We start from the raw sequence: 20,828 nt of genomic DNA on the forward strand, positions 1-20,828 counted from the left end.
TCACTTGAGCGCCTGCGCCAGCGCCGAGTTCAGCTCGCTGAAGGCCTTGATCAGTGCCGTCATGGCCTCGGTGTTGATCTGGATCTGCGAGGTGATGCTTTGCAGCTTGCCCTGGTCCAGGTCGTTGTCGCGCACCTTGTTGCTGATCAAGGTGTTGAGCAGGTTGGTTAATTTGTCAATTTCATCTTCGAAATAAGGTGTCCGCCCAGGCGTTTTGGTAATGAAATCTCCAACCTTGGCCTTGATGTTGGCCCTTTGGGTGGCACCCCAGTTGCTGCTCCATGTACTGGGGGTGTAAGCACCCCCGGTCAGAGTGCTAATGATGTCGATACCGCCATTGCGGGTCGACTCTTCAGAAATCAAATAACTAAAGTTTCCAGACGTACCGTGATAATCGCCGTTCGCATCCAGGAATTGCCAGAACCGTTCTGCAGACTTCATCAAGGCAACATTTTCAGATTTGAATGTATAGGTTCCACCCGTCATATCCGACAGAATGTCTCCGGACGTCACGTTGTCGCTTTGTTTGCGCAAAGGTTCCAAGAGATTTTGTATTTTGATATAGGGCGTTAAACAGCTCTTAACTAGATTTAAGTTATCGGCATTCCAGAGGGTGCTGCCAAAAGTGGCCATGGAAAAACGCCCAGCCGTGATGTCATAAATCAAATCACTGGAACCAGATGCCGTCTGCAAAGACGTGAGCTTGGTTGACAAAGCGGTTTGCTTGGCTGGAATGGCACCCGTCCAATCTGTGCTGCTTCCAAGGTTGGTCCACTCAGTGCTGTCGAAGTATTGCAACAGTTGGTAAGCCGCATAGGCCAGGGGCGTTGAACTGGTGGCAGTGGCAGTGGCGGTCACGGTGTTCACGTTGTTCACATAACTGTTAGCCGCTGCAATCATCGCGTTGCGCTCTGACATGGCGTCCATCAGCTCTTTGTACTCGGCGGCAAAGCTGGTGTGGGCCACGGCGCGGGTCATGACGGCCACGTCCATGGCGCGGGTGCGCATGCCGTCGATGTAGTAAGTGCCGTGTCGGTCGACATAAATGTCGGCCCCTTGAGTCAGGCCGTCACGCAACTCCACGCTGGTGGCTGTGGCCAAGAAGGTGAGGCTGGCCTTTTCTTCATAGGCTGCTTTCCAGGCCTGAATGCGCTGGGCCACGGTGAGGGCCATGCGCTGGCCTGCGTTGTCGGGTTCGGGCTCGGCCCAAGACTGCAGCGCCGCATTCACCGAAGGCAAGGCCTGGCGAATGGCCGAGAGCAGTGTTTGCCGCTTGGCCCAATCGAGCGTGTTCATGTCCACCACACCTGAAAACACCGAGGCCAGGCTGACGGGCGCATCCGGCAAACGGGTGTTGCTGACCACGTCCGCGAGGGCACGGGTCAGCGAAGCGTTGACCTGCTTTTGGCGCAAGCCACCCACCAGGATGCCTTCGAGCTCCTTGAGCACTTCGCCCATCTGGGCCTTGGTCAGTACAGGACCCCAGTGATATCCCTGGATGGGAAGATTGTCCTTGCTGACGGCATAAGCCAGCATGCTTTCAGGCCCGGCATAAGTCGTACCCAATTCACTCAGCTCGTTGAATGAAATTCGGTACTTACTGAGTCGGTTGGGCGACCATTGAAGATCCGTGTCTAAACCGTAGTTGATATTGGCGTAAAGCGGATCGGCTGCGAAGTACCGGGTGTCGGTGGCCGACATGCTGTCGTATTGGGTTTTGGCATCGACCCACAGCTTCACCATCAGGTCGCTTGAATCAGCACCCTTGGCAAATGCGTCGACATTCAGGTCGGCATCGCTCACTTGCCCCTGCGTGGTGGCCAGCAGCCAATCGTCTACGCCTGCAGGTTTGTCCAGATGGTCCAACAGATTGTCAGCAGCCTTGAAGGTTCGGGCGGTCAACAGCCAATCCAGCTCCGACAAGGCGAGCATCCAGTCTGATTTCTGTGCACCCTGTGCAGCGTCAACGATGCGTTCAAGTCGACTGCGGTAATCGGCGTATTGATAACGCGCAAGAGAGTCGGCTCGTAAACCCACCGCGTCGGCACGCAGGCGATCGAGCTCATTGGTGGTGAACAAAGCACTCAGGCTGGCGAACATGTTCTTGGTGCTGGTGGTGCTCCAATCATGGGCGTTGAAGGTGCTGCGCAAGCTGGCCAATGCGCTTTGCAGTTTGAGGGTGAGTGCGGCATCCAAGCCGTCGGTGGCCGCATCGGGCGTGAGCACGGCTTGCACCTGCTGCGCCACGCTCAGGCGCTGGGCATCGCCCAACAAGGTGCCTTGCAAAAAGCCTTCCAAGCGAGACAGGTTGTCGGCATTGGCCAGGGTGTTTTTGATGGTTTTGCTGCCGTCCACCTGAAGGTCACGCAGGCTGAACACCCCATTGGTCAAAACGGCCAGCGGGTCACCGCCTTGTGAAGCTTCATTGACCAAGGCCGCTAACTTGGCTTGTTTGTTGCCATAGAGCACACCGCCCTCGCCTTTGGCGATGTCTTTCTGAATCAGGCTCAGCTCGGCATTGGCGGCTTTCCATTGGGCAGAAGTCAGTGTCCCAGTGGCCGTTATGGCTACAGACAGGGCACTGCCAGAACCAAACAATTGGGTGGCCCACTGTTTGATCGTTGCCGTGCTCAGCGCAAAGGGACGAGATCCGCCGCCAAGGGTGGTCAAAGATGTGGCATATCCACTGAAAGTGGTCGCAGCATTCAGGGTGGTCAGTGCTTCGGACAGCAGCACAGCGCGTGTCGCTGCCTCTTTGACTGTCTGGGTCTGGCCATTGAGGGCTCCCGCATAGCCCCGCTCCAGATCCTCTTGGATCAAGCGCAACTCGCGTGCAGCGGCAGTCCATTGTGTGCTGTTCAGGGTGGTGTTGCCCAGCGCGATGGCCGCCGCCAATTGGCTGTCTGCACCAAACAGAGCGACACCCCAAGCGCTGATTTGGCTGTTGCTGATGGCATTGCTGCCGGCACCAAAGGCTGTGACCAAGGCCCCCGCAAAGTTGCTGAGGTTGGTGGTGTTCTCAAAGCGGCTGATCAGGCCCGTGTCCAGCAATTTGGCCTGGGCCAACAGGGTGGCGTTGGTACCCAGATTCGCGCTAGGGTCGTCCTGCAGCACATCCAACAGCTTTTGGGCCAACACGGTGCGTTGCGGGTCAGTGTCTGCCTGCGTCTGCAAGTTGTCGAGCAAACTTTGGAGCGACACCCGCTCGCCACTGCCAGGCGGGTACTCGAGCACCGCGGCCGTAGCGGTGACACCGTTGGCTGGCAAGTCGGTCGACTGCAGCGACTGCAGGGCCAGCGCCATTTGGTACCAGTAGCCGTCATACCCCCCCGGCACCTGCACTTTGCGCAGGCCTGACAGGGCCGCTCCAATATCGGTGTAGTCGAGCTTGAGTTGAGCCTGCGCTTGCAGCAAGGCATTGCGGGCCACCGTTCGGGCAGTGCCCAGCTTCTGGGTCACCTCGGTCCATGTTTCGTCCGACGGGATCTTGCCCAAGTTGAGCAAGCTGGTGTCGGTTTTGGAGGCATTGGTCAACAAACCGGTCACATAGGCAAACTGGTCGGTGATGGTGTCCTCCACACTCAAACTGGTGGCCGCTGTCCCTTGCGGGTTGCTGGTGTTCAGCCATTTTTCAAAACTGAAGACGCTGGGCGAAAGGCTTGCCACGTAACGCACCGGACCATTGGCCACGTTGTCAGCCGCGGAGCCACCCAGTGAGTTGAAGGTGTAGTTGTCCTTGGTGGTGGTGTTGCTGTGACCTTGCCAAGCGCTGAGCGGCACAGAAAAGTCGTGCAGGTAGGCCATCACATCCTGGCCGCCAATTTGCTGTTTGAAGTCGGCCACCGCTTGTTGCAGCAGTTCGAGCTTTTCTCCGGTGATGGCGGCAGGCGTGGCACTGGGCGGCACAATGGTCAGGAACTGGTTGACCGCCTGGTTGACCTGCACGGTGGCTTGGCGATTGGCCTCGATCTTGGCTTGAAGCGCATCGATCGCCGCAATTTGTACCTTGGCTGCCGCGATGTTCTCAGCACTGTTGACCAGCTGATTGGTCACAGAGTCCTTTGCATCGCGGAAATACGCATATTGCTCACGCTGGTTCTCCAGCGTGTCCCACAGGTCAAACCAATGGTCGAGCAATTGCTCGGTGCGCCAACGCACTTGGGTGAAGAAACTCAGGTGCGGCACATAGCTGTCGAGCGTATTGGCTGCGGCCTGGGTGTAGGTGGTGTCAGCCCGCAGGGTGGCCATCAAGGCGTCCACGTCCAAGCCCAGCTCACCCACCTGGGCACGGCTGCTGGTGGCCAAGGTCTGCAACTCGGCCAGCCACTGTGTCCAGTGGGTGCGGCGCTCGTACAGCGTGGTGTAGTTGTTCCAGCTGTCGAGGTGGTCTTGCAGCTTTTGCAAGGCGTTTTCGCGCTGCTGCGTCACACTGACAGCGGCCTGGAACTCGGCCAGGGTGCGGGAGCGGGTGGATTCGGTGGCCCCGGCCAAGGCGTCGACCGTGTCGGCCGTGATGCGCTCGGGCATTTCCTTGCGCAAGACCTCCAGCAATTTGTTCAGGCCGTCCCTTGAGGCATATTGCCCGTCCACCACAATGCCCAACTGTTGCAGCAAGCCCATGAGGTTGATGCCACTGTCGGTTTGTGCGGCTTTGATCACATCGGACAAGCTGCGGCATTGGCTGAGCAAGGCCAGCAAGCCAGACAACTGGCCTTGGATGGTCAACAAGTCACCGGTCGTCATGCCACTGGACAGCAGAACAGATGGGTCGGTTCGCGCCGTTTGTGCTTGCGCATACGCCGCCACATAGCTGCCGCTTTGGGTCTGAGCAGATCCTGCCTTCCATTGCCGCCAGCTGAAGCTGTCGTACTGGCCATTGGCTTCGGCTTTGTACAACGATGCCAAGCGTGTGCGCCATGGAGAGACGCCGATGTACTGATTACCGTTGTGACCAAGCAGTCCCCAAGTGAAGCTGGCGCTGCTGTTGCCATCTAACCCTGTGCCTGACCAATCGGGTGTCCATTGGCCATTGTTGGTGGTGGCCGTCAACGGAATGGTTTGGGTGTAAGCGTAATTGACGGGGTTGCTGTATCTGTAGCCCGTGATGCTGATCAGGGAATAACTTGACCAGCCGTTAAAAAAAGTGTTGTTGACATCTTGCAGCGACATGTTGTGTTCGCTTGCATAGTCCCACAATGCTGGATTGCCATTTTGGCCTCCGCCCGACCACCAATCAAGGTATGTGACTGCCGTCCTTGTGTACTTGGCCAAATTAGGCCAAGTGCCGGTGTAAGCACCATCTACTGGCACCACGTAGTTGCTGGGGGTGTAATGGTCTTCTTGCCAATTCAGAGGGGCGCTCAGGGTATTGGTCCAGAGCAATCTGGGATCGACATCAAAACTGCGCAACCAAGCGAACAGATCGGCCGTACCACGGTATTGCGTGACCGCGGCCGTGGCCCTGGCAGCATTGATGGCCGCAACCAAAGCACCGGAGCCCGTGGCCGCCGCCGTTTTCAAGGCATTCAAAGTGCTGATGGCTTGGGTGACTTCAGCCTGCGGTTGCTGCGCATCGGCCAGAGCTTGACGCGCCGAATACACCGCCGGCATGAGGTTGGAGCGTTGCTTGATTTGCACGATCAATTGGTTGAGTTCCTTCAACGCATTGCCGTAGGTGACCGTGCCGTCGTCGGTAGCGCCCTGCAAAGCGGACTTGATCAAGCCCGCGCTGGCCGGCAACGAGAGCCACTGACTCAGCATGCTGGCTGTGCTGCTGCTGATGGCCGTGCTGCCTGTATTCAGGCTCGCCCAGTCACCTGCAAAATTTCGATAGTTTTCGGTGAAATCGTAGATCGTCTTGCCGGTGTCACGTGTTTGTGTCCAGTCACCAAACCGCTGAGGATCTGTGCTGCGGTTGAGGCCCACATCCCTATCCGGTGCGCTGGTGTAGGTGACCCAGTTGTAAGAGGTATAAAGCGCACTAAGACCGTTATAAGTACTTTGCAATTGGTCAATGAAAGCGGTATTGCTGGCCAGCTGCGTCACGCGAATGTCGCGTGCCAGTTGACGCACTTCTTCCACAGCGTCTGTCCAGTTGGTGCCCGAGGTGGTCCCATTGGCATCGTATGCGGCCTTGACTTTGCTGTTGGGGCCAAACAGGTTGGTGGCCCAGGTGCTCAGTGTGGCGGCGTCAAAGCCATGGGTGCCCAGTACCACGGCGGTGCGCAAGTTGCCACTGTTGCCCATGGCATTGGCCAAGGCGTCGAGCTGATTGGCCCGCAGGGTATTGGGATCGTTGGCCAAAGTGACGGTTCGGTAGCCGCCATCGAACAAAACCCCTTTGACTTCGTTGAGCGCCGATTGGGCCAGTGTGGCGTTGGTGCTCAAGGCACCCAGATCCAGCAATTGCTTGAAGGAACTGTTGTTGCCGTACTTGGTCACACACCAATCTCTCAGCATTTCAGGGGTGATGGGCACATCGCGTTTGCGGGCTTCGTTGCCGTATTGCCCTGCGGCATACACCGCCTCGGTTTTGATGGCTTCGGCCAAGTGGATGCCACTGCTGGCCACGTTGGCCACCCGGGTTTTGAGGGCGGTGTAGAGCTGGCTGAGTGCCTGGCCCAGAGCATCGTTGCTGGGCACCACCACGCCATTGGTCACGGTCATGCTGGTGTCGTAAGCGCCAGCCGTCCGGGCATAAGCGTCCACACGAGTCTGTGCCTCGGTCTGACGCAGAGTCATGAAGGTTTGCAGGCCCGTGGCATTGGTGGTCAAAGTGTTGAGGTACTGGGTCACCCCAGTCAATGAGCCGGTCAGGTTGTCGGTGCTGTACACGCCCTGGGTGAGTTCGGCCAACAGGTCGTCGACTTCCAAACTGTCCTGCAAGTGTCCCAATTGGGCTGAGAGGCGACTGATTTGCTGGTCGGTGCTGAGGTCAGCGTTGGCCTGCAGGCTGTCAACCAAACTGCTCACGGCCGATTGCACGGCGTCACGCCGGGTCACGTCGGCCACCAGGCCACCGTAAGCGGCCAAGTCATCGGGTTCGTCCAAATTGCGCAGGGTGATGTCGGTCACGCCGTTGGGCACCACCAGCACGTCGGGGGCTTGGAGTTTTTCAACAGCATCGATGGCGGTGCCGAGTGACGTGCCCAAGCTGCTCCAACCGTTGGTGCTCAAGTCGCGGTCGGCAGCCGCCTGAACGGTGGTGTTGGTGTAGCCGGTGCTGGCGCCTTGCAGTGCTGTGCCCGCCGTTGGCGTGTAGGCGGCCACGCTGGCTTTCCAGGCAGCCCAGTCGAAGCTGGTGAAGCGGTTGGCCACTTGGGCCTCGATGGCGGCGATCTGCGCTGAGCGGAATGTGGGTTGTAAAGAATAAGGGTTGGGGCGTGTGCCTCGGGGAATGCCCATGAGCAGGTCGTCCCACGAGACCCAGGCCGTGGACGCCGGGGAAGTGGATGTCAACTCCCACCGAGCTGCACCGGGAGATCCTTTGGTATGGGATGTGATCGATAAGCGATTGGGATCGGAGTAGGTCAGACTGCTGGCATTGACCTGGAAGTTGCGTAGCCAGTCCATGACGTCTTGACCACTTGGCGTGGTGACGGCATTGAAAGCGGCCTGCAACGCCGTCAGCGCATTGGTTTCGGCCGCTGTTCCTGCCGTGGCGTTTGTCACAGCGTAGGCGGCCGTGCTGAGTGTGCCGATCGCGGTGCGTGCGGCAGAAACTTCAGTCAAAGCGGTTTGCGCTGTGGCGGCGTCATCCAGGGCACGGGTGCGGGCAGTGCCCAGTTGCGCCAAGGCCTTGAGGTGAGACAGCAGGTCTCTGGCCTCAAGAACGGCATCGGTCCACTGACTTTGCGTGACCGCTGAACCGGCATTCCAAGCCAACTTGATTTTGGAGTTGCTGCCGTTGAGGCCGATGGCCATTTGCAGCAATTGCGCGTTACCTTGTGCATCGGTTACCGTTGAGGCCAAGTTTTGAGGTGTCGACCATGGCCACAAGCGATCATTGAGCCCCATGATGGTGCTTTGCAAACTGGCCAATTGATCGGGGACGCGCAGTTCAGCCTCGATTTGGCGCAGTTGTGCAATCACTGAGGATCGCACACCAAAACTATCGCCGATGACATAGTGGGCGGCTTGACCAACAAGTGAGTAATCCGAAAGATAACCAGATCCAATTAATTTACTCGACAAATTGTTTAAATTTGACAATGACATCCCATACCGGGCCGTGCTGCCGGCAGCGTCAAAGAGCGTCCGGAGGCTGGCCGGGGCGACTTCGAGGTCGGTGATCAGGTTGGCGATGCCATCGGCCTGCGCAGTGAAAGGGTCGGAAGGGTTGGGAAGGTTGGGATCGACGGGCGCCGCGGCGTTGGCCTCCACCGCTGCACGCAAAGTCCCGCGCAGTTGCTCGATTTGTTCCAGGGCTGCATCCCATTGCACTTTGCTGGGGTTGATCCAGCTGATGCGGAGCATTTGCGACAGTTGGCTGTCAGCGCCAAACAGTTTGTCCGACCAATCAATGAACATGCCCGTGTCGATGGGATGCGCTCGAGTGGGTTGTGGATTGGGACCCCATACGACCGCGCCCTGAGCGTAATACACACGGCTGAAAACATAGTATTTGAATTCGTTCGATGTGTAGGGGGCTGCTGTTGAAACGGTGGTCATGTCGGTAACCAAAGCATCCAGCAAGGCCAAGTGCCCGGTGTTGACTGCCGGCTCGCTGAAGTCGTAACCCGGCACCATGTTCTGGAAGGCCGTGACCCGGTCTTGGGCTTCGTTCAGGCGGTCGGTGTAATGGTCTTCCAGCCGTTCGGCAGAGATACGGGTGCTCTCCAGCGTGGTGTACAAGCGTGCGGTGTCGGCGCGGTTCATGCCCGCCAGATCGGCTTCGTCCACACTGCCCAGCTTCCAGCGGGTCCAGTCAAAAAAGTGGTAGTCGCCGCGCAACTCAGCTTCGACAGCGGCTTTGATGGCCAGGTTGGCTGTGTCCAGTGCTGCGCTGGCCCCCGTGGGCAAGGTGCTGGGCACGCCCAGTCCCATGCTGGCATTGCCCCAGTTGACGCTGGCACTCGTCCAAGTCGACATGGTGGGGTCGAGCGCCGAGTTGTTAGCGTATTGGGCGTAGCTGGTGGCCAGGCTGCTTTGGCTGCCGTAGGTGAGGAGCGTCGGGTCCACGTCGTAACTTCGCAGCCAGGTCATGACGTCCTGGCCCTTCTTCCAAGCCTGCTGGGCCGTGCCCACGCTGGTCAGGGCCGATTGAAAGGCGCTGGCCGAGGTGTTGGTGGCGGTGATCAGGCTGGTCATGGCGCTCAGGCCGGCCGTGATTTCTTCACGGCTGTGGTAGGCCGCATGCTCCAGCGCTTGCTCGGTTTCCCAGGCTGCCTGCAGTTGGTTGCGGGTCTTGAGCAGGACGAACAGGTCATTGAATTCCTGCAGTGCGGCCTGCCATTGGGCCTGGGTGCAGTTGCTGCCCGCATCGATGGCAACCTTGATGCGGCTGTCGGTGCCAAACAGGCCCACCGCCAAGGTGCTCAGTTCGGCGGCGTCAATGCGCTGCGTAGAAGGTCGCAGGTTGGTGGTGGTCGAGGCTGTGGGGTCGCTGGGCGACAGGGAGTAGCCAAAACTGTTGACCTGTTGGCTGAAGTTGGCCACAAAGCCTTGGTCTCGCAAACCAGCATAAATCGATTCGAGGCGGTCGAATTTTTCGCCGCTGTAACGGCCCATGCTGGTGCGCATGCTGCCAATGACCTGCTGCAGCGCCACCATGGTGGCTTTCCATTGGGCCTGGGTGATGGGCGCATTGTTGGCCGTCATCAGGTCTTTGGTCAGGTAGTTGGAGGTGTCTATGCCCAGTTTGTTGGCCCAAGAAGAAACGTCGTCCCAATGCACCGTATTGGCATTGCCTGTGTTGTGCAAAGAACCGTTGTGAAAGATAGCGACCATATAGTAGGTGGGCCAGCTGTTAGCGGCATTACTGGCTTCGTACGTGGTTTGCATCGACGCCAACCCTCTTTCGAGGTTGGCCAGCACATTGGCATTGCGTGTGGCATCACTGGCCCTGAAGCTGTAGGCCGGGCTGACTTTTTCGTAGGCTGATTTGCGGGCACCCGCTTCGCTCAACCGCGCGTCATAAAAGGTGCGCAGGTTTTCTGCCGTGGTTTTGGTCTCGGTCAGGTAGGCCCGCACTTCGGCCAGCCCGCCCAGGTTGGCCGATGTCAAACGGCCGCTGGTGAGGTTGGACAGCACATCGGTCACGCCCCACTGCGTGTTCATGACAGCCAGCTGCTGCTGCAGCGACAGGTTGCGCTGCACCTGGCTGAGGTTGGTGTCGACTGTGTTGTTGTCGAGTAACAATTTGAGGTCGTTCAGTGAGCGCAAGAGCTCGGCCCGGCGTGTCGGGTCCGACAAAGGCATGCCCAAAACATTGACGGTTTGGGTCGCTACGGCCAATGCAGCTGAGCTCGTGCCGCTTTGCAAGGCCACCAGACTTTCCATTTTGCCGACGAGGGTGTTGGCTTGGGTCCGGATGAGATTGGCCGTGTCGTTGCTGAAGCCTACTGAAATCAAGGTGTTGACCTGGGCATCGGTATAGCCCGGGCGTGCACCTGTGGGGTTGGCTCGCCAGCTGGTCCACTGCGCACCGTCAAAGAAATCGCTGGTGTCGTTGACCAGGGTGTCAATGAGCGAAGACAGGCCGAGTTCGTATTCGCTCAAGCCAGGCAGAGCGCCGGTCAAGCCGGTGCCAGTGGGCAAGCCTCCGAGCACGGCACCGTTGGGGTTGAAATGGCGGGTCTCGGTACGCAAGGTGCCCGTGACGTCGGTGTCACCGCTGTATACGCGGGTGCTGAGGGTGACCGAGTTGGGCACAGGTGAGGTCAGTTGGTCGGCTGGGACGTCAAAACCACGCAGCCAGGTGAACAGGTCACCCCCCGCACCGATTTGGCTGGCATAGGTATTTTTGAGTTCAGTGATCTTGGCAGCCAGTGCGTTGGTCCCGTTTTGGGCGGCGCTGAGCAAGGCATTGATGGCCGTCAAACCGTCGCTCACTCGGGCGGACTGTTGGGTGGCGCTGCCAGCGGCAGCAGCCAAGGCCTGGGCCACGCCGCTTTGGGCGGCCATTTCGACAAAGGCGGGCAGTTGTTGCAGCTCTTGCAGGGCACGGACCCAATCGATGCTGGCGGATGGGCCGCCCGTCAAACGCGCACTGACCTGGGCATCGGTGAAACCGAGAGCGGCACCGGTCTTGGCTGTTTGCCACGCGGTCCAGTCGTTGTTGTCGAAAAAGTCGAAGCGATAAGGCGATGTGTTGAGTTCGGCTTCAACCATCGCCTTTTGCACCACTTGGTAGATGCTCAGCCCGGGGGGGCTGCCGGTGAAGGAGCTGGTTCGCGACTGGCCAAGTGCGTCGGCGGTGAGGTTGAGGGTGACCGTGGTGTCTTTGGAGTCGGGCGTCGTGCCGTTGCCATAGTTGTTGTACTTCACACTCAGCTGGGTCACACTTTGGGCGGTCAAGGATGCTGCAGGAACGTCAAAACGGCGCAGCCATTCTTGCAGGCTACCGGTGTAGGCTGCTGGGGTGGTCCCGGTCAAGGTCTGACCCAAAGTGCCGGCCACAGCGGCAGTGCTGAGGGTCTGCCATTGAGTTGCCAGTGCTGCGCCCGATGTGGCGGCGGCGGTGTTCAGCCTTTGCAGTGCCGCTTGGCCAGCCTGCACTTCGCGCAGCGCTGCCTGCGCAGAGGTGACCGAGGCTTTGGCGGTGGTCCAAGCACTGGCCAGTTGGCCTCGAGAGGGCATCCAGTCCATCAACTCTTTGAGCTGACGTGTGGCGTCCAACCATTCAGTTTGCGTCACAAAACTTGGTTTTTCCGAATTGCCTTGGTCAATGACTGTGACCAGTGCACTGCTCGGTCCGAACAGGGCACTGGCCCAGCTGCGCAGTAGAGGGACACTGAGGCCGGTGGCTTCAATGGTGGTCCAGTCCAGGTTGACCCCCGATGAATAACTGTCGAAGTAGGGCTGCTTGAGCAAAGTGTCCAGGGACTTCAAATGGGCTGGGACCATGGCGTCCAGCGTCAGCTGCAGCCCATCTCGAAGTGCGGTGATTTCGGTCAAAGCGTCTTGCCAAGCACTTTGAGCCACAGCGCTCCCACCGCTGGCTGGAACCGCATTGGCGAATTTGCTGGTGCTCCCCAACACGGCCAGACACCATTCGCGCAGCTGACTGCGTGTGGTGTTGACGCCAGCGTTTGTGTCGAGCCAAGTGGCCAAATTTTGGCTGGGTTGAGTGACCCAATTGTTGCCGTCAATCGTACTGGTCAATGCCGTCACCAGTGTGTTGAGGCTGGTGAGGCGGTTGTTGTTGGCGGTTGACGATGGGTCCAAATCATAGGCCCCGGCTGCTGCGGCATAGGTTTGCACGCGGGCGGTTGCTTCGGCGGCGCGGGCGGTGTAGAAGTCCTGCAGACCTTGGGTTCTGGTGGTCAGCTGGGTGAGCCAGGTTTGTACTTCGCTGCGGTTGAGTGCGGCGCTCAGAGCGCTGCCGGTGCCAAAGACAGCTTGAGCCCATTGGCCGATGTTGGCCACAGTGACGGCAGGTGTGATGCCAGCCGCAGCGGTGGTCAGGGTGGCGCTCAAATTGGGCAGGGTCGCACCAGCAGCGTTGTAAGTGCTCAGCAAACTGTTGGCCACCGATGTGACGCTGGTGGCCAGCGCCGGGTCGCTGATGCCACTGAGGCCAGCCGGGATGGCGCTGGACAAGCTGGGGTTGGCCATGCGGCTGTAAACCGCTTCGCGCTCGCTGTAATAGCCCTGCAAACGGAGTGCGCTGGTCTTGAGGTCTTGAAGATGGGTGAGAAAGGGGCTGATGCCATTGATGGCATCGCTGACATTGCTGACATTCGTCCCCGTCAGCTGGCGAAGGATGATGTCGAGCCAATCGCTCACGCCCAAGCTGTTGCCTTGCGCCGTGAGCATGCGCTGGAGCAGCTGGCGTGTGGCCTCTATGCCGTTGGACGGGCTGGCGTTGATGGCCATGGCATGGACGGCGGCTTCGGTGTTCAAACTGGTGTTGGCACCCGCCAAAGGTGGCGTGGATGTGGTCCACTGGCTCCAGCTTGTGTCGGTGGGTACGTCAAAACGTTGTAACCACGAGAACACATCGGTCACGAACAAGGTGGTGCCATTGATGGAGGTGGCGTTGAGGCTCACATTCAGTTTGGCGATGGCCGTCTGCAGGGGGGTGGCCCCCGATTCGGCAGCACGGCTCAAGGTGTTGATGCTGTTGATGGCCAAGTCGACCAAGGCCAGATCGGCCTCTGCCGCGTTGGGCGATGCCGCGTTGCCTTTGCTGAGCAGGGTGGTGGCCCGGGTCAGGAGGCTGTCGAGCTGGTTGCGCACCACAGCCATGCCTTGTGGGGCGTCGATCACAGCAACGACATCTTTCAAAGCCGTCAGCGCTTGAGTACGGCGTGTCGGATCGGTCAGGACGTCGTCATAGGCCGCCAATTCCTGAAGCAAGGTGTCAATGGCGTCGGTGTTGCCGCCTGTGGACGCGGCCAGGGCAAAGTCGCCGCTGTCCATCTGCCCGAGCAAGTTGATCACGCCGACCAGTTCGTCGCGCAACTCGGTTTCGACCACGGTTTGCGACAGATCGCTGCCCAAAATTTGCGCATGCAACAGGTTCTGGAATTCGGCTTGACTGATCTGTGCGGCCTGCTGACCAGCTGCTGGGGTGGCACTGGAGACGAGCACATGGGCCGCTGTGCCTTGCCAGGTCAGCACGGGCTGTGTGGCGTCGGAGCGCAGTTGCTGGTTGATGCCGTCAACGAGAAAGTTGAGTTCGGCCCGGGTCCAACTGGCACGTTGGTTGGCCGGATCGGCCAGGGTCAACGGGTCAAAACCGGCGGCTTCGCGGCACCAACTCATGATGTCCGCCAGGCTCAGGCGACGATTGCCCCACATGGGATCGGTGAAAACAGCCTGACTGGGGCTGACGATGGGGTGTTCAATCGGTAGGCTGGCGAGCATGCGCCCCACGCGCACGAGCACAGCTTGGCTGTCGTAATAGAAACGACCGTCGTCGCCTTGTTCCAGGCTGCGGCTGCGCAGCTTGCCCTCGGCATCGACCAAGGGGCTGCGCAAAACATCGGTGGTGGCCTGCTGCAGTCGGTCTGCGGCCGCCACGGCCAGCGCCAGCGTGGAGGCCCTGGCCGACTGGGAAACGATGGCGGGGGTGGCTGCCATGGCGGCGGCCAATGCGGTATTGGCCGCGTTGGTCGAAGTCCAGCCGGTGCGGATTTGAGCTTGGGTGAGGGCCTGCTCAACCACAGCAGCACGGGTGTTGATGCTGTCCAGCGCTTGTACCCATGATGCGGGGTTGGAGGTGCCGATGGTGCTGTCGGTGTAGGCCGCTGCGCCAGCTTGGCTTGTCTGCCAGGCTGTCAGATCAAAACTTTCGATGGCTGCTGCACCCCGCCGCAGATCTGGTTTCAAAAGTCTGTCGGTGGGCACATTGAAACCCGACAGCCAATCGAAAAGGTCGGTGCTTGGGGACAGACCAGCCGCTGTTTTGGCAGCGGTGACGGCGGCGGCAAAACCTGCGGCGGTGTCGGGCGCAAAACGCAGTCTGTCCAAGGCGGCAAACACTGGACTCAGGCGTTGCTGGTCAGCAATGACGTGGTTGATCAGCGTTTGCACAGCGGCGTCGTCGTTGCCATCAGCTGCAAGGGCTTGGTACAGGCGACCGCGGTCTGCTTGCAAGATGTCACGGGTGGCGTTGACTTGCGTGGAGACCTCGGTCAACCAGCTGCGATAGCTGGCCCGGCTGTCCCAGTTGCCAAAGGCTGTGGCCAAATCATCCGTGTTTCGGGGTGTATGGCCTTGGGGATAGGCACTGAGCCAGCTGGTCAAGTCGAAGCGCTCGACTGTGACGGGTACAGTGGTACGCCTGTTCATGCGCTCCATGGCATCCACATCGAAGTAACTGAGGAAGTTAAACAAGTCGCTGATGCCTGTCTGACCTTTTGGCAGATCGTCGGCATAGCGGGCAAGTTCTTGTACTTCGCGCGGCACGGCTGCATTAAAAGCGGCGGGTTGATGGCACAGCTCTTGCAAACGGGCGACGCTGTCCTTGACCGCTGTGAATTGCGCCAAACGCGTTTGGATGCGCCAAAGTGCTTGGTCGATGGCCTGATTTTCTGCAGCTGTGTTGCCCACTTGAGAGCGCTGCAGCTGCAAAGTGGCCAGACTGACGCCGAGGTCGGAAACAACGGCAGCTGTGCGGCTGGTGAGGGCGGTCATCCAACTGCGCCAATTGGGCATGGCTGTGTTCCAGGCCGAAAAAGCGTCGCTCAAAACGCTGTCGTTGGCATATGCGGGTTGGACAGCAGCCGCAGCCGCAGTCAGGTCTGGACAACTGACGCCGGCCACGCTGACCACATCCTTGCCTGTGCCCGAAATGCTGGCCGGATCAAAGCTGTAGCTGGCCAAAGCACTGAGCACGGGTCCACCAGTGGACGTCTGCAGTTCCGTCAGCGCCGTGTCGAGTGCCACGGCATCGTTTTGTGCAGCCAGCAGGCGTTCTGCAACAGCCATCCGTGTTTGTTGTTCGATTCTGAACTGGCGGTATGCGTCAATGGCCGACGCCAAGCTCAGACGGTCAGCGTTGCTGGTGGCGGGTTCTTCCCACCTCGCGGTCAGTCGAGAAATGGCGCTATTGACTTGGGCCAGCACGCCTTGCATCCGGGTGTGTGCATCTTCCACCCAGTCCAGCACGGGTCTTGTGGCCGTGAGCCAAGTGGTATTGGGCTGCGTGGCCAATTGGATCTCTTGCTTCGGATAGCCCGTCGAGCCCGCAGCACCTTGGCGTTCATAGGCCCAAAAAGCATCTGCATCAAAGTAAGTGACTGGCGGCAAGGTGTGGGTGGGACTGGTCAGATCTGCGCCTGGAACGTCGTAGTACGCCAATTCGGCCAAGATGTCGGTCACGCCCAATCGGGTTTGAGCGGACTGCATGGCGGTGCGCAGGTCGTCGGGCGAAGCCAACATCGCGGTGCGCAGGGCCGGTATGGTTTCCAGCAGAGCCTGGGTTCGCGTCAATTGCGCTTGGATGCGGGTGATGTTTTGGTCCCACACGGCGTTGTTGGGGTCCACGGCTTTGTAGGCCTGCTGCAGTTGCAGGTCGGCCGTGAGGCTGCTGCGCAGCGCAGGCAAGCGGGACGAGTAGAGATCGCCAAGCCAATCGTTCCAGGTCGCTGCGGTGGTTTGCCAGTCCGCTTCCGCTGCGGCCAGTGTGGCCACAGATTCTTCGCTGGTAAAAGGGGCGTCCGATGCTTGATTGATCCAGGCCGTCAGGTCAAAAGCATCCAAACCACCCGTGCTGGTGCGGAAACTGGCACTGCCAAGGTCGCTTGCAGGAATGTCAAAACGGGCGAGCCAGGCCAGCACATCAGGGCGCTGGCCGTTTTGCTCGGCAGCCAATGCAGCCTGGAAGGCACCCAGCGTGTTGCCTGCGGATTTGAGACGGCTGACGATGTCACTGCCCTGCTGCAGCTCGAGCACCTGTTGCTCCAAGGTGGCCAAGCGCTGCGCCATGTCGTTGCGGACTGACGCATAAGCTGGGTTGTTGATGGACAGGCTCAGGTTGCGAAGGTCCTGCTTGACCGTGACCAAGGCCGCTGCCAGGCGGGTCTGGAGCGTGCCCAGCCAGCTTTGAATGGCCGCGCCCTGAGGGAAAAACTCGGGTGCTGTGTCGCTGGTGGTCAGGGTGCGCAAGGCCGCTTGTGTGCCGCTGTCCAGTCCCAGTCCGGCCAAGCCGCCCACACTGTCGTCCAGGTCGGCCAACAGCGCCTGAAAACGCATTTGCCAGCGCGACCATTCGCGACCGCGGTCAGCGTCGGGCACCAAGGCCCATTCGGCCATCAGGCGCTGCAGTGCGCCCAGGCCCCAGGCCTCGTCCTGGTTGGCGGCCAGCACGCTGGCGTAGTCAACGCTGGCATCGACAGCTGTGGCTGTGCCGGTGACGGGCAGTGCCGCGCTGGTGACTTGACCTGGCTGGGCAGAAGCTACCCAGGTGCGCAAGGCATTGAGGCCTCGCAGTTGCACCGTCTCACCATCGCGCAAGATGCCCAGCGCCTGCAGGCGTGGGGCCAGGTCTTTGTAGGACTGGGCACTGAAAGTCTGCAGCAGCTCGTTCAAGCTGCGGCTGCGGGTGACCCCATTGACGGTGTGGCTGAACAGGGCATCAGACGCATTGAAGGTATCTGGACCGAATGTGGCCCCGTTGGCGGGCACCAAGGCGTTGACAAAGCTCACCAATTCGGCAGAGGTGATGGCAGCAGAACTGGCACGGCCTGGCGCGGCAATGGCGGGTTGAACACCCGCATACAGGTCTTTGACAGCTTGTTCGATGTCTTGTGCATACCAAGTATCGCGCCGTGGCAAGGGATTGACGCCCAAGAGTCGGCTGAGCAGTTGGCTGATGTCATCGATGGAGAGTTGACGCTGTCCGCTGGCATCGGTCGGATCCACAAACACGCGTTCGGTGCTGACCAAGGGTTTGTTTTGGTAAGTGCGCTGGCCCACTTGCGCAAACAGACTGTCGGCCAATCGCAGCAGCATGGCGTTGCCGCCTTGGAAACTTTGGTTGGCGGTGACATAGGGCTGAAACCAAGGCTGCACCCATTCGAGTTGCCGAGGAACCTCGGGGTTGAGCCGGCGAGCGGTGGCCAGCAATCGGTTGAAGCCATCAAAGTCGAGCCCGTTGGTGCTCAAGCGGGGCAGTGCACTGAGCACCTGATTGAGGATATTGGCACTGGCGAGCAGTTCGCGCAGGGTCTGGACTTGGCCTTGGTTGTCTTGCCAAAGCGGTTCATCCAAGCCAATGGGCGCGTCAAAAGACAGGCGAGCGAGCAGTCCGCTGTTGGCCAGCACACCTGCTTGCAGCGCCGTGGCCACCTCTAGGCTGCCCACCATTTCCACGCGCGAGGACCCCATGTCCAAGCTTGCTGAGCTGTGGGTGCTCAAAGAACCGATCTGGCGTCGAAGTTCGGCCAGGTCATCCATGTACGCAGGCTTGTCGGCTGCGGTCGCGAGATTGGCCCGCAACTTGTCCAGCGTCAGTGTGGAATAGCTGTTGAAAGTGCGGGTGATCGTGGCATAGGTGGTATTGACCCCACCCACCAAAGTGCTGGCGGTTTTGGCGGCACTGGCCACGGCGCCCAGTTGGTAGTTGTTGGCCACCACCGGGGTGATGTAATCGTCGGTGCTGCTGGCCGGATTGGCCCAGTACAGACCCAGCATGGCGGCTTTGATGGACCACTCGGTGACAGGGGTGGTTTTGGTGGGGTCCGAAAAGGTGCCCACGCCCACGACCTGCGGCCCAGCTGCGGTGCCGCCGTTGGCGTTGAAGTATTCGCCCGCTGCCGCAAACACGTCGCCATAACCCGTGGGAAAGCCCGTAGCGTCTTGGCCGCTGTAGGACGAGCCGTAACCCATGAACCAGTCTTCGAGGCTGAGGGCCCCGTTGTGCGCACCCGCAGCAGCCGAGCCTCTGAAGTCTTGTGCCAAGGCGGCCGACAACTCGCGCAAACTCAAGCGCTGACCAGCGCCTGAGGGGTACTCAAACAGCTGGGCGTCCAGATTTTGACCACGGGTCAATTGGTAAGGCGGATTGAAGGATGTAGGGGTAAAGCCTGGATTGAATGAGAGACCAAAAAAACCATACTGAACAGCGGGTGCTGGGTAAGGGAACTCAGTCAATGGGTTTAAATGGTTGTAATAACCACTTGTAGTGGCTTGCCCAACCAGCATGGCCATGCCGGCTTTCAAAACTTCTGGGCTGCTGGTGCGGATGTTCAGACCGGTTCGCACCCCTGGATCTGGGTCGGAGGGTCCATAGCCAGGAATGGTGAAAAATCCCCACTGATTGGCAAGGGTTTCCCGTAAAGCACTTGACGTGCCGAAATTGCGTTCTGTGATCGTGCCTGAGAGCTGTTTGGCGATTTGACAAACGTCACCGTTGTCATCTCCGGCATAGACGATGCTGCCGTTCGGCAAAGTGGACAGCACAGCCAGTGCTTGTGCCCGGGTCAAAAACACGGTGGGGGAATTGGCACCATCGCTCAACAAAGGCGACTCGCCCGTCAAGGCCCGGGTACTGCCACTGAGTGTCCACGCGTTGGGGAGTGTCCAAGCGGCGTTCCCAGTGACCGCGTTGTTGAAGGTTTGCAGGTCCGAAAGATTGACCGTGGTGCCGGTGTAATGGCTGCTGGTGCCGTTGGCAGCATTGGCATAAGTGGACCAGACGCCCGACAAGGCACTGGATGACCCCGCACTGTTCAAAGCCCTGAGCAGGTTGTAGGCGTAGGCCTGCTGCGCCGTGATGGCCAAACCGTCTGCGTTGACAAAGTTGAAGCTCAGCAGGCTGACCGCGGTGCTGGGCTGCAGCGCGGTGTTGATGCCGTCGATCAGGGCATTGACGTCTTCCAAGGTCCACTGATTGGGTCGAGGCTGAAGGTGCGCCAGAGGGTCATAACCCGTGTTTTGTTGCATGCGCTCGATCAACTGGCCCAAGGATAATTTTTGGCCACTGATCAGGGGGTTGGTGAAAACCTGGTCATCCAGACCAATGACAGGGGCCTCGCTGATGCTCAAGCCTGTGCGTTTTTCAATGTCGAGTGTGGCCAAGGTCTTGGCCGTCAGCATGGCCAAGGCCTGCTTGCCCGTGAAGATTTGGCTGCCTTGGGTGACCCGGATCAGATCGAGCGACAGCTCAGCAAGGTTGACGGCTTCGGCGGGCACGGCCTCACGGGCTGCGGCCAGCAGCACATTGAAGTCATTCAAATGCAGCTTGCCGTCGGCAAACAGGTCAGGCATGAGGGTTTGCAAATCGCCCCCAATGGCTTGATTGAATGTTTCGAGCAGCTGGTTCAAGCTGGCCGTACTGCCGTTGCTTGCGCCTGGAAAAACAGCTTCGTTCAGGTCAATGCCCAGCAAAGGGTTGAGTTTTTGCTGCAGGTTGGTGCTGGACAGGATGGTGGCGCGAAGACTTTTGGCCAAATCGACCAAGGCCTTGCGTCCTGGGTCGGTCAGCAAGTCTTGCAAACTGGCAGCCACGGTGGGCTGAGAGATAAAAACGGTTTGAGCACCGTCTTCGGTGCGGTTGAGCAGCGCCAGTTCAAAACGGCCCTTGAATTCGGCATTGAGAGACGAGAGGATGCTGTTGACATCGGCCAGGTTGTAGCCAGCCAAACCCAGGTTGCTGGAAAACTCAACCAAGGGGTCGATGCTGTATTTGTAACGCAGGGCGTCGCTGATTTCCGTCAACGAAACGCGTTGACCGCTGCCGGGCGGGAATTCGAGCACCGCATCGGTGCGGTAAAAGCGGTCTTGTCCCAAGCTGCCGAAAGCACTGAGGTCGATGCCACTGAGGGCCATCCCAAACAAATAGGCTGCGGCTTCATTTCCCACCAATGTGACACCGTTGACGGTGAGGTCGGCATTTTGGTGGTTGAGTTCCCAAGACTGGATTTCAGCATTGGACGAAAGAGAGATCGCGGTCATGTTTTACTTTTTCCTGCAACGATTGCCCAAAAAATGGGCAATACCAAAGTAGCAACGTCAATGGGCCCAATTGGCCCCCTAAAGTTTGCAATGAACTCTTTGAATTCATCCATCTTGAGGTGATTGACACCATTGAGTCACAGCTGTTGAGGCATTTCAAGAATTAATCTGCCCGATGAGCAGAGGATGCCTGGCCCGGTGGACATCATCCGAAATACGTATACACTTTAGTCTAATGCATCCTGTTGGATGTCCTGAACTCA

At 59.2% G+C, this 20,828-nt stretch carries 1 protein-coding gene; it reads right to left on the bottom strand.

The genetic code is table 11. The features are described from left to right. Window positions 1-20,565, bottom strand: a complete 20,565-nt coding sequence (locus AMM41_RS10180; RefSeq protein WP_089957203.1) for a hypothetical protein — start codon at window positions 20,563-20,565, stop codon at window positions 1-3. Between the last annotated feature and the right edge of the window lie 263 nt (window positions 20,566-20,828).

The organism is Limnohabitans sp. 2KL-3, assembly GCF_001269405.1.
GTDB lineage: Bacteria > Pseudomonadota > Gammaproteobacteria > Burkholderiales > Burkholderiaceae_C > Limnohabitans_A.

Excerpts from the sequence above, each read along its gene's own strand:
- AMM41_RS10180 (WP_089957203.1), bottom strand. The coding sequence starts at position 20,565 with ATGACCGCGATCTCTCTTTCGTCCAATGCTGAAATCCAGTCTTGGGAA.